Here is a 14,644-nt window from a genome sequence, read left to right as displayed (position 1 = left end):
TCACTTTTTTCGGCGCTCATACCACGCCAGTGCGGGTTGGGTACTCACGCCGTGCACCAGGATACTCAGCGCCACCACCGACAGCGTGAGGTTAATGCACAGCTGCCCCACTTCAGGCTGCAGGTGATGGTTCAAGGCGTAGAACAGGTAAAACAGGCTGCCGATGCCGCGTATGCCGAACCAGCCGATCAATAACCGCTGCGGCCCATCCAGCAATCTCCCCCAAGGCATCGCCAACACGCTCAACGGGCGGATCACCGCGAACAGCAAGGCACCGATGGCCAGGGCCCGCCAATCCCAGTGATGGGCAAGGACCACGCCGAGCAGTGTGACCAGGAACACTTCCATGGAGCGCTCCACCAGGCTGCCGAACGCCAGCATGTCGCTCATCATCACCCCGGCCGCCACCTGGCCGTCGTCCAGGGCCTGGGTGTCGCCGTGCACGGCCTGCTCCGGTTCTACCGCTTCATGGCCCACCAGCGGTTGCACCAGATGCTCGGCCGGCGGCGCGTTTTCATCGGTAGACTCGACTTCCGCCTGACGCAATCCCAGGCCGGCGGCGAACACCGAAAGAAAGCCGTAAGCCTGCACCGACTCCGCCGCCACGTAGGCCAGCGCGATCAGGGCCAGGGCCAGGTAATCGTTTGGCGACAGGGTACTGTCGGCGTTCTTGATGCGCATCGACAAGGTCAGCCGGCCGATGCCACGCCCCAGCCAGTAGCCGATCAACAGCCCCGCCGGTACAGCCCACAAGACGTTGCGCAAGGCCCATTCGCCGAGGAATCCGCTGCCGTCTTCCTGCAGCATGAGCAAGCCAAGGATGACAAAGGGAAATGCAGTGCCGTCGTTCAGCCCGGCTTCCCCGGACAAGCCGAACCTCACCCGATCATCGTCGCGGGCATCATTGACCTGCACCAGTGCCGCCAGGACCGGGTCGGTGGGTGCGAGCATCGCGCCGATCAGCATGGACACACCCCATCCGAGGCCAAACAGGTAGTGCAAGGTCAGGCACAGGCCGGCGATGGTCAGGATCATCACCGGACCGGCCAGCCCGTAGGCCACGCGCCAACTGCGGTTCCTCAGTGGCAGGCGCAGCTTGAGGCCGCTGACGAACAGCGAGAACACCACGGCGACTTCGGTGAGGTGCTCCATCCAGACGGACGAATCGTCGACCCCCAGCCGCAGCAGTCCCAGCCCCGCCGGGCCAATGGCGACGCCCAGCACCAGGCACACGGCCGAGGTGGTGACCGGCATCCAGCGCAGGTAGGACGACGTCAGGGCCAGGGTCAGCAAAACGGCACCGAGCACCGCTACCCACACTGTGAAAATCATCGTTGCTCCTTGGGTTGGGGGTCACTCATTTCCTTGTGGCGAGGGAGCTTGCTCCCGCTGGCCGCGCAGCGGCCTTTCTTTGGGGGCTGCTGCGCACTGGAGCGCCAGCCCGGCCCAGCGGGAGCAAGCTCCCTCGCCACGAAAAACCGCCTTGCCTAGCGTTCGAGGGTGTTAGCGAAGCGAGGGTTCCCCGGCATATCGGCAGGCTCCCGTTTATCCGGGCGCTTTTCGATCCAGGGGAATTTTTTCCCGTGCGCGAGGCTCTGCAATGGAAGAGACGTGCTGATCGAGCGTCCCGTCGAGAAACCCAAGAGGCCTTTATGACTGCGCTGACACCCCTCCAATCCAGGCCTGCCACCGCGCAGCCATTCACCACTGCCGGCAGCGTTCGTCAATGCTACGAGCGGCTGCTGCAGGGCCCCGACGACAGCGACAAGCAAGCCGATGCCCAAGCCTTTCTCCAGCCTTGCCTGGAGCAGGCCGCGGCGTTGCCCCAGGAGATGCCTGACGATCCGGCGGCGCTGCTTGCCTGGGTAGAACAGCACAGCGCCGGCGTGGCCCGGCAGTACGCCGACTACCTGGAACGACGCAAGAGTGGCGGTCGTCGGGAGTTCTTCCACAGCAAGGCCCAGGCGTTGTACTTCCTGCAGGCCGTGGCGCCGACCAAACTGGTGGATGGCGCCTGGTTGTACGGCGTGCTCAGGCACTGGCATGACCACCGTTTCGAAGGGCTGCTGTGTACCTATCTGGAAGAGCTCGGCGATGGTGTGCCGGCCCAGAACCATGTGGTGCTCTACCGCAAGCTGCTGGCTGAACATGGCCTGTCGGACATGCCCGACATCCACGATGACCGCTATCTGCAAGGTGCGGTGCAACTGGCTTTGGGTTATGCCGGCGACGAGTATCTGCCCGAGGTCATCGGCTACAACCTTGGCTACGAACAACTGCCACTGCATTTGCTGATCAGCGCCTATGAGCTGAGCGAACTCGACATCGACCCGTATTACTTCACTCTCCATGTGACCATCGACAACGCCAGCACCGGCCATGCCCACAAGGCTGTGCAATCGCTGCTGCAACTGATGCCGATGGAGGCGGATCGCGAATCCTTCTGGCGTCGGGTCACCCTGGGCTATCGCCTCAACGACCTGGGGCAGGGCAGCCGGGCGGTCATCGAGTCGTTTGACCTGGAACGAGAGGTCCTCGACATGCTTGAGCGCAAGCGCCCGTTTGGCCAACACATGCATTCCGATTACTGCAAATTCGAAGGCAAGACCGTCAACCAATGGCTGGCGGAGCCGGGGCAGCTGGAAGGTTTCCTCAAGGCCATGCAAGGCAAAGGCTGGATCCGGCGCCACGAAGATCCGCAGAACAGCCGCTTCTGGACCCTCATCGAAGGCGCTGGCGCGGCGATGTTCGGGGTCTTCAGCCCTTACGAAAAGCAGCTGTTGCACGATTGGATCGCCGGTGACTGGTTGGAGGAGCGCGGTCGCTCCGGCGCCCGCCGCAGCCTTGGCGCGGCGCAGGATACCCAGGCACCGCCGCAGGATCCGGACGTGCAGAACCTGCAGCAATTACTGCGGGGCAAGGCGCCCGATGCGCAGATGCAGATCCTCATGCCCTGGCTTTCGCCGCGCGCTCATAGCCATCCGGCCGGGCTGCTGGCGACCCGCCGGTTCATCGAACTCAAATCCGCCCTTCGTTAGGAGCCCTGCATGAATCAGGAAGATCGCCTGTCCGAACCCGACCTGGCGCTGCTGCAACTGGGTCGCCGCCTGCACGCCGACGGCTACCGTTTCATCACCCCGACACCGTTGACCCATGAGCGGGTCAATAAACGGCCCGGCAACGAGCGCTCGAAGACCCTGCGGGACGTTTTCGGCTGGTCGCGGCCGTTCGCGCCTGGGCTGATTTCCGCCGATGAGCAGCGTCAGTTGCAGGAGGCGCAGGTGCTGGAGGAACGTGACGGCCTGTTATACAGCCGCGTGCGCTGGTCGAGCCTCGACGGCATGCTGTTCGCCCATTCGCAGTTTCCCACCCAGGCCAATGACGCAGTATTTTTCGGCCCGGACAGCTATCGGTTCGCCCATCTGATCCATACCCACCTGCAACAGAACTTCACCGCGGTGCATCGGGCCGTGGACATCGGTTGTGGAGCCGGTGTCGGGGCCATGGTGATTGCCCGCGCCCGGCGCGAGGCCGAGGTTCTCGCCGTGGACATCAATCCCCTGGCCCTGCGCCTGTGCGCGGTCAACGCCGCGCTGGCCGAGGTTGCCAACGTCGAGGTTGCCCACAGTGATGTTCTCCGGGACGTCGAGGGCAGCTTTGACCTGATCGTTGCCAACCCACCGTACATGGCCGACCCGGCCGAGCGCGCCTATCGCCATGGTGGCGGCGCGCTGGGCGCCGGCCTGTCGCTGCGTATCGTCGAGCAGGCGTTGCCCCGGCTTACGCCTGGTGGCTCGCTGGTGCTCTACACCGGCGTGGCGATGGTCGACGGTCGCGATCCGTTCCTGGAGGCGCTTGGCCCTTGGCGCGATTCGGCGCAGTACGCCTGGACTTACCGGGAACTGGACCCGGATGTCTTCGGCGAGGAATTGCTGACCCCGGGTTATCAGGACGTGGAACGGATCGCCGTGGTGGCGTTGGTTGTCACCCGCACGGGTGCGGGTATCGGAGGGAACATCGATGAACAGGCGTCTGAAGTTCGGCATTGAAGAGGAATATTTCGTCACCGACCTGCAAACCCGGCACATGCCCGACCAGCCGCCCGCGGCGGCGATTGCGGCATGCCGGGAGGAGCTGGGTGAGCATTTCGCCCACGAGATGTTTCTGAGCCAGGTGGAGATGGCTTCGCCCATCTTCCAGAACCTGGCGGAGGCCGCCGATTACCTGGCCCAGGTGCGTAGCGGCCTGACGCGGCGCCTGGCACCCCACGGCCTGGGATTGTTGAGCGCCGGCTCACATCCAATGACCACGGTCGGCTTGCAGCCCACCGACGAGCTGCACTTCCAGCAATTGTTCGACGACTACCAGCGAGTGGCGCGCCGCAGCGTGTTATCGGGCCTGCATGTACACGTGGAAGTACCGGGCGATCAGGACCGGGTCAAGGTCATGAACGAAGTGTTGCCGTGGCTGCCGATGTTGTTGGCGCTGAGTGCATCTTCGCCGTTCTGGAACGGCGGCTACAGCGGCTTCAGCAGTTATCGCCAGGTAGCCTGCGATGAATGGCCGCGGATGGGCGTGCCGGAGTTCTTCGCCGACGAGGCCGCGTTCAACGGCTACGTCGACATGCTCACGCGCACCGGCTCCATTCGCCAGCCCAGCGATTGCTGGTGGGTGCTCAGGCCGTCGTCGCGTTACCCGACGCTGGAGCTGCGTATCTGCGATGCCTGCCCGCGGATCGACGACGTTCTGTGCCTGGTTTCGCTGTTTCGCCTGATGGTTGCCCATGCCTGCGCCCAGCCCAAGCCTGGGGCCAATTACAGCCTGATGTCGCAGTGGATCCTCAAGGAAAACCGCTACCGGGCCAAGCGCCACGGCATCCTGGCGGAGTTCATCATCGAGGGGCAGGAACAACCCATGCTCATTGGCGAATGGCTGAACCTGGCCGAGCAGACCTTCGCCGACACCGCCACAGCGCTGGGTGTACAGGACGTGTTCAAGCAGGCCCGCCGGATCGTCCAGGAGGGCACCAGTGCTGATCGCCAGGTCGTACTGTATGAACAAGGCTTGCTGCTGGGGGACTCCATCGAACAGGCCTTGAGTCGGGTCGTTGATCAGTTGCTGTCGGAAACCGCCGGGATGCCCGTGGCCGATCCGACCCTTGCGCAAGTTGCAGGTGGCCCATGACCAGCAAAACCCTTGAAGACTACAACCGCATGCGCGATTTCGCCGCCACCCCGGAACCGGCGGCGAAACGCTCGCGCAAAGCGGCGAAAACCGCCCATGCCTTGCAGTACTGCATCCACAAGCACGATGCCACGCGGTTGCACTATGACTTTCGCCTGGAGCTGGACGGCGCGCTCAAGAGCTGGGCAGTGCCCAAGGGACCGTCCCTGGACCCGAAGGTCAAGCGCCTGGCCGTGCATGTCGAAGACCATCCGCTCGATTACGCGACCTTCGAGGGCAGCATTCCCGAAGGCCACTATGGCGCCGGCGATGTCATTGTCTGGGACCGGGGCGTGTGGATTCCCCAGGGCGATGTACACGAAGCCTACGAGAAGGGCCGGCTCAAGTTCGAGCTGCGCGGAGAGAAACTCGCCGGCCTGTGGAACCTGGTGCGCACCCATATGCCCGGTAAACAGGAGCAATGGTTCCTGATCAAGCATCAGGACGACGCGGCCCGTCCGGAGAGCGAGTACGACGTGGTCCAGGCCGAGCCGGACAGCGTGCTCAGCGACCGCACGATCTTGCCCAAGCGCCGGGGCAAGGCCACCGCTGCCAAAGCGGTGAAACAACCGGAAAAAGCCGCGCCGCCGAAGTCGTCGAAAAAAAATGCGAAGACCACCCTCAGCGGCGCCGTTGCCGGCCCGATTCCCGAGACCCTCAAGCCGGAACTGGCGACGCTGGTGGACAGCGCGCCCGATGGCGACTGGCTCTACGAAATCAAGTTCGACGGCTACCGGGTCATGGCACGTATCGACGACGGCGATGTGCGCTTGATCACCCGCAACGGCCATGACTGGACCCACAAACTGCCGAAACAGGCCGAGGCCCTGGCTGCGCTGGGGCTGGAATCGGCCTGGCTCGACGGCGAGATGGTCGTTGCCAACGAGCAAGGCGTACCGGATTTCCAGGCCTTGCAGAATGCCTTTGATGTCGGCAGCAGCGGCAAGATCGCCTATTACCTGTTCGATTTGCCCTACCTCAACGGCATGGATCTGCGCAAAGTGCCGGTGGAGGAGCGTCGGGCCGCGCTGGCAGCGGTGCTTGAAGCGAATGAAGATCCGTTGCTGCGTTTTTCCGACGCCTTCGAGGAAACCCCCGAAGCACTGCTCAACAGCGCTTGCCAGATGCGCATGGAAGGATTGATCGGCAAACGCCAGGGCAGCGCCTATGTGTCCCGGCGCAGCAGCGACTGGATCAAGCTCAAATGCAAAAATCGCCAGGAGTTTGTCGTGGTCGGTTTCAGCGAGCCCAAGGGCTCGCGCAGCGCGTTCGGTGCCTTGTTGCTGGGCCTGCATGACGTAGACAGCGGTGAGCTGCGGTATGCCGGCAAGGTCGGCACCGGTTTCAACGAGACGACGCTCAAAAGCATCTACCAGCAGCTGTTGCCCCTGGAAACGAAAAAAGCCGCCGTGGTCAACCCCCCCACTGGTTACGAGGCCAAGGGCGTGCACTGGCTCAAGCCGGAATTACTGGCCGAGGTGGCATTTGCTGAAATGACCAAGGAAGGTTCGGTACGCCACGCGGTGTTCCATGGCTTGCGCAACGACAAGCCGGCCAAGGCGATTACCCAGGAACTGCCGAAACCGATAGAGAAGCCCGCCAGGAAAAAAACCGCCGCCAAGGAGGAGCCGGCACCGGCCAAGCCCAAGACGAAAGCCAAGGCCAAGACCACCCAGGCACCGACTCTGGACGGCAAGGTGCGCATTACCCACCCGGACCGGATCATCGATGCCAGCAGTGGCACGACCAAGATGCAACTGGCCGAGTACTACGCCAGCGTTGCCGAGTTCATCCTGCCGGAACTGGCCGACCGCCCGGTGGCGCTGGTGCGCGCGCCGGATGGCATCGCCGGCGAGCTGTTCTTCCAGAAGAACCCCGAGCGCCTGGCGATTCCCGGCATCACCAGCCTGGACAAGGACCTGACCGGGCAACCGGTGATGATCATCAACAACGCCGAAGCGCTCATCGGTGCGGTGCAGATGAGCACCGTGGAGCTGCACACCTGGAACGCCACTTCGGTAGACCTGGACAAGCCCGACCGTTTTGTCCTCGACCTTGACCCGGACCCGGCGCTGCCGTGGAAAAGCATGGTGGAAGCCACGCAATTGACCTTGTCGGTGCTGGATGAGCTGGGCCTGAAGGCGTTTCTCAAGACCAGCGGCGGCAAGGGTATCCACGTGGTGGTGCCGCTGACCCGCAAGTTGGGCTGGGACGAGGTCAAGGGCTTCAGCCACGCCATTGTCAGCCACATGGCCAAGCTGTTGCCGGATCGCTTCTCGGCGGTATCGGGACCGAAAAACCGGGTGGGGCGGATCTTCATCGATTACCTGCGCAACGGCCTGGGCGCCACGACCATTTGTGCCTATGCCGCCCGCACCCGTGAAGGGCTGCCAGTGTCGGTACCGATTTATCGCGAAGAAGTGGCCGAGCTCAAGGGCGCCAACCTGTGGAATGTGCACAACGTGCATGAGCGACTGGCCGAGGTGGGGCATGAGCCTTGGGCGGACCTGAAGAAAACCCGCCAGGGCATCACGGCCGAAATGCGTCGGCGGATTGGGATGAAGACCACCGCCAAGTAGCTGGAGCCCGGATACTCAGCCGGAGCCAGACCGCTTTTGTGGCGAGGGAGCTTGCTCCCGCTCGGTTGCGCAGCGACCGCAAAAAGCTCAGGGCTGCTGCGCACTGGAGCGCCAGCCCGGCCCAGCGGGAGCAAGCTCCCTCGCCACGAAAGCAGTTCCCACTGGAGAACACCTCTGACTACAAAAGGGATTACCCTGCTGGAAGTCCCATCCCTGGCCGGCCATCTGCCTAGTAAACCCGCGCCCGCCGCAATTGCTCGATCGCTTCGATCAACTCGTCATAGGACACCGGTTTGCCGATGTGCTGGTCAAAACCCGACTGCTGCGACTTGTGCATGTCGACAGACGCACCGTACCCGGTCAGGGCGATGGCCGGGATGTTTTTGATGTGGGGCAACTCGCGCAGCGCCTGCATCAGTTCATGGCCATTCATTACCGGCATGCCCAAGTCCGAGATCACCACGTCGTAACGGGCGTCCCGGGCCGCTTCCAGCGCTTGCAACGGTTGATCGAATGCAACGACGTTGGCGTCTTCCATTTCCAGCAGCAGCTTGAGGGTATCGAGCACGTCGGGGGAATCGTCCACCAACAACACCGTCAAGCCGCTCAGGCGTCCGGATTGCTCTTCGCAGGCTTGCGGCTTGGGCGCCAGCTCGGCGCTGGTCAAGGGCAGGCGGATGGTGAACGTACAGCCTTTGCCCAGCCCTTCGGACTTGACCTCGACGCTGCCGCCGTGGGCTTCGGTCAACTGCCGTACCAGCGACAGGCCGATTCCCAGCCCTTCGCGCTGATGGGTTGCATGCTGGGTCTCGGCCTGGCCGAACAGGTCGAACACTTCGCTCAAGTGTTCCGCGGCAATACCGACGCCTGAATCCTTGACGTCCAGGCGAGCCATGCGCCCGTCCTGGCTGGCGATCAACTGCACGCGGCCGCCGTTCGGGGTGAATTTCAGCGCGTTGTTCACCAGGTTCCAGATGATCTGCTCCAGTCGGGTCGGATCGGCGTTGACAATCAGCTCGCTGCCGGGCCCTTCGGGCAGTTCCAGAGTGACCTTGTTCGGGTGATTGTCGTTGATCACCACGGTGTAGATGTCTTGCAGCACGCGGCCCAGATCGACCGCCAGGCGCTTGAGCTTGAGCTTGCCGGTGCGTACCCGGGCTACGTCCAGCAGGTCGTCGATGATGCGCGCCTGGCTGGTGACAGCGTCGCAGATGGTGTTGACCGCCCTGGCGGCCGCAGTGACGCTCTTGGTCACCGGCAGGCGGCGCAGCAATTCGGCGTTGAGCTGGATCAGATTCAGCGGGTGCTTCAGTTCGTGGGACATGACCGCGAAGAACTCATCCTTCAAGTGGCTGTTGTTCTGGGTTTCCATGAGCCGTTGGGTCTGTTCTTCGTGCAGGCGCTTATGCCCGGTGAGATCACGGGCAATCTTCACGTAGCCCTGCAAGTAGTCGCCACTGAGCAGCGTGACCTCGCCGCTGCAGAAGAAGCGGCTGCCGTCCTTGCGTTGATGCCAGCGCTCGTCTTCGCAACGGCCTTTGGCACGAGCGGTGCTCAGTTCGGTTTCAGGAGCGCCGTAGCTACGGTCTTCCGGGGTAAAGAGGAAGTCGTAATAAGCGCCTTCGGCTTCGGCCTTGGTATGGCCGAAAATCAGCTGCGCGCCGGTGTTCCAACTGGTGATCACGCCATGTTCGTCGAGCAGGATGATCGCGTAGTCGCGGGTGCTTTCGGCCACCAGGCGCATGCGCTCTTCGCCCAGGCGCAACTCTTCTTCAGCGGCACGGCGCTTGGTGATGTCGATAAAGGTCAACACCGTGCCGTCGATGTGGTCTTCGCTGGAGCGATAGGGCAGCAGGCGGGCGATGTACCAGCGGTCATCCTTGCTGCTGACTTCGCGCTCGATCATGTTCAGCGACTCGAACACCTGGGTGGCATCCGCAGCCATCTCCGCATAGTCCAGGCGGTGGGTGATGTCGAGCAGTGAACGGCCGGTGTCCACCGGGAGCATGCTGAAGATTTCCGTGGCCCGCGGGGTGAACCATTTGATGCGCATGCTGCGGTCGACGAATACCGTGGCGATGTCGGTGGAGGCGATCAGGTTGGTGAGGTAGTCGTTGATCTTGTCCGTTTCCTCGACCTTGGTCTTGAGCTCGAAGTTGACCGTCAGCAACTCTTCGTTGATCGATTGCAGCTCTTCCTTGCTGGTTTCCAGCTCCTCGGTGGCCGAGCGCAGTTCCTCGTTGATGGCCTGCATTTCTTCATTGGAGGCCTTGAGCTCCTCGCTGGAGACCTCGGCCTGCTCGATGGTGTCCTGCAGGTGCGACTTGGTCCGCTGCAGCTCCCGCTCCAGATTGGCCAGCACCTGGTTTTCGGTCTGGCTGGTGATGGCGGTAACCTGCTGGCTGGGGTCGACTTCCTCCTCCTCGAACACGACAAGGACAAACTCGCCATCGGATTCGTCGTCGCGATACGGCTGGACCAGCAGGTCCACCAGGAAGCGCTTGCCATCGCGCTCCATATTGACCTGGCGGGACTTGACCGGCTGGCCGTTCTGGTTCACCTGGAACAAGGCGGTGCGGATTTCCAGGCGCAGCTGCGGGTTGATCAGCGTCAGCAGGTTACGCGACATCTCGCCGCCAACGTGGCGCAGATAGCGGCCGGCGGTTTCGATCATGTGCAGGATGTCGCCATTGCTGTCGACAATTATGCTCGGTGGCGCGGCCCGTTCGATGGCACGCAAGTGGATATCGGCAAACGACACCTTGCGCGGCGCGATGATCTGCGGCGCGGCCAGGGACGAGGTGCTGCGCACGTAACCGCCACGGGGCATGGTCGGGGTTCGGCGGCTGGCGGCAGTGCCGTATTTGGCGCGGAAGATCCGGTTGCGCTTGTCCACCGGGCTGAACAGCTCGCTGCAGGCATCGGCCGACTCCGACGAACCGAGGAACAGGTAGCCTCCCGGGCGCAGGGCAAAGTGGAACATTTGCAGGATTTCCCGCTGCACTTCGCGGTCGAGGTAGATCAGCAGGTTGCGGCAGACGATCAGGTCGATCTGCGAGAAGGGCGGGTCCGACAGCAGGCTGTGTTTGGCAAACAGCACGCGCTCGCGGATTTCCTTGCGCACACGGTACGTCGTGGTTTCCTTCAGGAAATATTGGCGCAGGCGAGTGGGCGGCACGTCGGTAATGATCGCTTCCGGGTAGGCGCCGCCGCGCCCCACGGTAATGGCGCGTTCGTCGATGTCGGTGGCGAATATCTGCAGCTTGGCGTTGCTCGAATCATGCTGTAACTGATCGCTGAGCAACATGGCCAGGGTATAGGCCTCTTCGCCGGTGGAGCAGCCGGCCGACCAGATCCTGATCTCCTCAGGCGGCACGCTACCCGGCTCGACCGGCTTCAACAGGTTGGGCAGGACGTCGCGCTCCAGGGCTTCGAAGGCTTCGCGATCGCGGAAGAAATTGGTTACCCCGATCAGCAGGTCGCCCAGCAGCGCCTTGGTTTCTTCGGGGTGATTCTGCAGATACGCGTAGTAGGCGCCCAGATCTGGCTGGGCGGTGACCTGCATGCGCCGTTCGATGCGCCGCAACACGGTGGCCCGCTTGTAATGCTTGAAGTCATGCCCGGTGCCAGCGCGCAGCTGCACCAGGATGTCATGCAGCGATTGCTCGGCGGCGACTGCTTCGCGCTCGGAGGTTGGCGGTTGGGTCTTGATTTCCGGGTCGTTGGCCGTCGGCAGACGAATATTCTGAGAATTTCGCCACAGCTCCAGGAGCTTTTGCGGCATTTCCACCACGGGAAGCACCAGGTCGACCATCTGGGTGTCGATGGCGGCCTGGGGCATGCCGTCGAATTCGGCGTCCTGGGGCGATTGGGCGATGGTCACGCCGCCCTGTTCCTTGATGCGCGACAGGCCCACGGCTCCGTCGGAGCCGGTGCCCGACAGCACCAGGCAGAATGCCCGCTCCTTGTGTACGTCGGCCAGGTCACGGAAAAACAGGTCGATAGCCACATGCCCGCCGAGGCGCGGCTCGGCCGGCTTGACCTTCAGATATCCGTCGTTCATCGACAAATGGTGGGCGGGGGAAATGACATAGACATGGTTTTTCTGGATAGCGACCGTCTCGCTCACCTGGAGCACCGGCATCTTGGTCGATTCCTGGATGATCTTGTCGGCGATGCTTTGATGGTCTGGAGCCAGGTGCAGGACGATCACGAACGCCATGCCATTGTCCTTGGGCATGTGTTCAAAAAACTGCTTGATGGCCTGCAGCCCGCCCGCGGAGGCGCCGATTCCTACTACCGGAAACTCGAGGCTGCTGGGGCTCAGCTCTCGTCGCTGTGGCACGTTGGGAGAGCGTTTGCTTGGTGAAGACATATGACATTGGCCTTAGGAAGGGCGGCGGAGCGGTCCAGCGCTGCCGCCTCGATGTTCAGGGTGCAAAAACTCGCAGGATAGTCGGGTTAGGCGAAGATTGCGAAGTGGATGTTCGCCTGACCGCGGCTTCCGTCATTGTGCGCCTCGACGCGGGCTCAGCCCACCGGCACGCGAAGGTATTCCGGTTGCAGGTAGTTGAACCACAGCAGGATCATTTCCACCAGGATCGTGACCAGCACCAGTAAACCGACGCCCCAGACGCTCGCTGAATACAATAGCCCTTGTTCTTTCTTCAGGCCCATGAACTTGGGTAGACCGACGAACAGCAGGAATGTCGAGTAGACCGAGGCGAGCAACAGGACCACCACCGCCAGCCAGCGGCTGGGGTACAGCCCGAAGATGCCGGCCAGGAAGTACGGGGTTGCGGTGTAGGCGGCAAAACCGATGCACTGGTTGACCGTGGGCCGAGCCTCGAAGGTGCGCGACATCCAGCGGATGAACAGCCCCATCAGCGAGACGCCGATCACGATGGTCAGGTAGAGCAGGGCGCACAGTTGCAAGGCGCTGGCCTGACTCAACCTCACGGTCTCGTTTTCGGCCAGGCTCCAGCCGGTCCAGGTGGTACCGATGAACAGGCACACCGCCGGAATCAGCGCCAGCAACAGCAGATGGGCCAGGTAATGGTGAGGGTGAGCCTGCTCCTGCTCGCGAATGTCCCCCCAGGCAAATTCCGGATGGGTGAACAGCTTGACGAAAAGCACAGACATGACGACCTCCTGATCAGGACAGCCTCTGCATGAGGCTCATACCGTTATGAGGTACAGGATCGGCCAGGGGTTTCATTTATTTGGCATGTCCGGGCGACGGCGCGATAAAGGGAATGATTCGAAACCGCGGGGGTCAACCCATCAGCATCCATGAAGGACTGAATGCCATGACTGTTGCCCAATCCCTGGTTGATTATCTGCAAGACCATGAACTGCGCCTGACCACCGCCGAATCCTGTACCGCCGGGCTGATCGTCACCCTGTTGGCCGAAGTGCCGGGCAGTGGATCGCTGATCGAAAGCGGCTATGTGGTGTATTCCCCCGAAGCCAAGCAGCGCTTGCTCGGCGTCAAGCCGCGCACCATCGATACCTTCAATCTCACCAGCCGCGAAGTCGCCGAGGAAATGGCCCTGGGCGCGCTGCGCGACGCCGACGCCAACGTCGCGGTCGCTACCACCGGCCTGCTCGGGCCGGACGACAAGGACGGCATACCTGCTGGCACGGTCTGTTTTGCCTGGGCGTTCGAGGTAAACGGCCAGCGTGCGCTGTTCAGCCGCCAGGAGCGGTTCTTTGGCGACCGGCGCCAGGTGCAGTTGCTCTCCAGCGAGTACGCCTTGCGGCAATTGCCCGGCTATCACCAGCGCGCTTTGGCCGGTGAACTTCGATAGGAGGGGCCCCATGATCGATCAGCGTGAACAGGACGACCACCGCAGCCGCCAGTTCCCGGTGGAAGAGGACATGGCATTCCAGCACAAGGTCTGGCGCTTCGAGCGGGTCGGCTGGTACGTATTGGTGCTGTTGGTGATCCTGACCCTGCTCGGGCTGTTTTCCCGTGGTCCGCTGAGCAGCCGCGAAGCGCAAAGCGCGGACGGCAGCATTGGCGTCGAATACGAGATGTTCCATCGCAACGGCTCGGTCAATCCGCTGGTCGTCCGTCTGCAAGGCGCGTCCAACGCGGTGCTGGAGGTGGAGCTCGGCGGCGATTGGCTGGAGGGGTTCGATGTGCAGAGCGTGCAACCGCAGCCAGTGCGTTCGGCCGCCGCGGGGCAGGGTATGAAGGTCTGGGTCCAGGCCGACGGGCAGGGGCGGGCCAACCTGCACCTGTCACTGCTCGGTGAAGGCCTCGGTAACTATAAAAGCCGCATCGCAACGCCCAATGGCGCCGAGGTCAGGTTCAATCAATTCATCTTTCCGTAGGTGACGTATGGATTCGGTATTGCGAGCCGCCGCGATGTACGCGGTATTGTTGGTGTTGTTCAAGATCGCCGGGCGACGTTCGCTGGCGGAGATCACCACCTTCGATTTCGTCCTGTTGATGATCATTGGCGAGGCTACCCAGCAGGCATTGTTGGGGGACGATTTCTCGATGACCAATTCGTTCATGGTCATCGTCACGCTGATTGCCATCGATGTCGGGTTTTCGCTGCTCAAGCTGCGCTCCGACTGGGTTTCGCGGCTGATCGATGGTGGTCCGACCATCATCGTCGAGGATGGGCGTATCTTGCAGGGGCGCATGCGTCACGCCCGGCTGATAGAGGCAGACATCATGGAAGCGGCGCGCTCGAGCCAGGGCATCGAGACCCTGGATCAGATCAAGTTCGCGATCATCGAACGCAACGGGAAGATTTCGGTGATTGCCAAGGAGTGATCCTTGGTAGTGGCGGGGAGTGATCTTCAGCAGTGGCGGAAGTGCTGTTGTG

General features: G+C 62.5%; 10 protein-coding genes. 7 read left to right on the top strand and 3 right to left on the bottom strand.

Annotated elements, in window-relative coordinates; genetic code table 11:
• A complete protein-coding gene (locus tag J3P94_RS14755) occupies positions 1-1,332 on the bottom strand; it encodes a cation:proton antiporter (RefSeq protein ID WP_434568537.1) in 1,332 nt (443 codons plus the stop codon).
• 320 nt (positions 1,333-1,652) lie between these two features.
• Between J3P94_RS14755 and J3P94_RS14750 the strand changes: the two genes are divergently transcribed.
• Genes J3P94_RS14750 through ligD form a run of 4 tightly spaced genes read left to right on the top strand, consistent with a single transcriptional unit; the run spans position 1,653 to position 7,802 of the window.
• Complete coding sequence (locus J3P94_RS14750) at positions 1,653-3,038, top strand: iron-containing redox enzyme family protein (RefSeq protein ID WP_434568536.1); 1,386 nt, start codon at positions 1,653-1,655, stop codon at positions 3,036-3,038.
• A 9-nt stretch (positions 3,039-3,047) separates the two neighbouring features.
• Positions 3,048-4,049 carry a methyltransferase gene (locus J3P94_RS14745; RefSeq protein ID WP_434568535.1) on the top strand — a complete coding sequence of 334 codons (1,002 nt, stop codon included), beginning with the start codon at positions 3,048-3,050 and terminating at the stop codon, positions 4,047-4,049.
• Positions 4,021-5,184, top strand: a complete 1,164-nt coding sequence (locus J3P94_RS14740) for a carboxylate-amine ligase (protein ID WP_434568534.1) — start codon at positions 4,021-4,023, stop codon at positions 5,182-5,184. The genes J3P94_RS14745 and J3P94_RS14740 overlap by 29 nt, the downstream gene beginning before the upstream one ends.
• Positions 5,181-7,802, top strand: a complete 2,622-nt coding sequence (gene ligD, locus J3P94_RS14735; RefSeq protein ID WP_434568533.1) for a DNA ligase D — start codon at positions 5,181-5,183, stop codon at positions 7,800-7,802. Before J3P94_RS14740 ends, ligD begins: the two co-directional genes overlap by 4 nt.
• A gap of 229 nt (positions 7,803-8,031) precedes the next feature.
• Here the strand turns inward: ligD and J3P94_RS14730 are convergent, their stop codons facing one another.
• Positions 8,032-12,177 carry a CheR family methyltransferase gene (locus J3P94_RS14730; RefSeq protein ID WP_434568532.1) on the bottom strand — a complete coding sequence of 1,382 codons (4,146 nt, stop codon included), beginning with the start codon at positions 12,175-12,177 and terminating at the stop codon, positions 8,032-8,034.
• 155 nt (positions 12,178-12,332) lie between these two features.
• A complete protein-coding gene (locus J3P94_RS14725; protein WP_434568531.1) occupies positions 12,333-12,944 on the bottom strand; it encodes a Yip1 family protein in 612 nt (203 codons plus the stop codon).
• 167 nt (positions 12,945-13,111) lie between these two features.
• Between J3P94_RS14725 and J3P94_RS14720 the strand changes: the two genes are divergently transcribed.
• The 3 genes from J3P94_RS14720 to J3P94_RS14710 are packed head-to-tail and all read left to right on the top strand — an operon-like array spanning position 13,112 to position 14,592.
• Positions 13,112-13,612: a CinA family protein gene (locus J3P94_RS14720; protein WP_434568530.1), complete on the top strand. Its 501-nt coding sequence runs from the start codon at positions 13,112-13,114 to the stop codon at positions 13,610-13,612.
• Positions 13,613-13,622: 10 nt separating this feature from the next.
• The gene (locus J3P94_RS14715; RefSeq protein WP_434568529.1) at positions 13,623-14,141 is read left to right on the top strand and encodes a hypothetical protein; all 519 of its coding nucleotides are present in this window, start codon (positions 13,623-13,625) and stop codon (positions 14,139-14,141) included.
• 7 nt (positions 14,142-14,148) lie between these two features.
• Positions 14,149-14,592 (top strand): DUF421 domain-containing protein, encoded by a 444-nt coding sequence (locus J3P94_RS14710; RefSeq protein ID WP_434568528.1) that lies wholly within the window; start codon positions 14,149-14,151, stop codon positions 14,590-14,592.
• Positions 14,593-14,644: the final 52 nt, after the last annotated feature.

Origin of the sequence: Pseudomonas sp. Z3-8, from assembly GCF_051131975.1 — a bacterium.
Lineage (GTDB): Bacteria > Pseudomonadota > Gammaproteobacteria > Pseudomonadales > Pseudomonadaceae > Aquipseudomonas.
Note: the sequence above shows the minus strand (reverse complement) of the source record. Positions and strands in the feature narration are given on the sequence as shown.

Excerpts from the sequence above, each read along its gene's own strand:
- J3P94_RS14755 (WP_434568537.1), bottom strand. The coding sequence starts at position 1,332 with ATGATTTTCACAGTGTGGGTAGCGGTGCTCGGTGCCGTTTTGCTGACC.
- J3P94_RS14750 (WP_434568536.1), top strand. The coding sequence starts at position 1,653 with ATGACTGCGCTGACACCCCTCCAATCCAGGCCTGCCACCGCGCAGCCA.
- J3P94_RS14745 (WP_434568535.1), top strand. The coding sequence starts at position 3,048 with ATGAATCAGGAAGATCGCCTGTCCGAACCCGACCTGGCGCTGCTGCAA.
- J3P94_RS14740 (WP_434568534.1), top strand. The coding sequence starts at position 4,021 with ATGAACAGGCGTCTGAAGTTCGGCATTGAAGAGGAATATTTCGTCACC.
- ligD (WP_434568533.1), top strand. The coding sequence starts at position 5,181 with ATGACCAGCAAAACCCTTGAAGACTACAACCGCATGCGCGATTTCGCC.
- J3P94_RS14730 (WP_434568532.1), bottom strand. The coding sequence starts at position 12,177 with ATGTCTTCACCAAGCAAACGCTCTCCCAACGTGCCACAGCGACGAGAG.
- J3P94_RS14725 (WP_434568531.1), bottom strand. The coding sequence starts at position 12,944 with ATGTCTGTGCTTTTCGTCAAGCTGTTCACCCATCCGGAATTTGCCTGG.
- J3P94_RS14720 (WP_434568530.1), top strand. The coding sequence starts at position 13,112 with ATGACTGTTGCCCAATCCCTGGTTGATTATCTGCAAGACCATGAACTG.
- J3P94_RS14715 (WP_434568529.1), top strand. The coding sequence starts at position 13,623 with ATGATCGATCAGCGTGAACAGGACGACCACCGCAGCCGCCAGTTCCCG.
- J3P94_RS14710 (WP_434568528.1), top strand. The coding sequence starts at position 14,149 with ATGGATTCGGTATTGCGAGCCGCCGCGATGTACGCGGTATTGTTGGTG.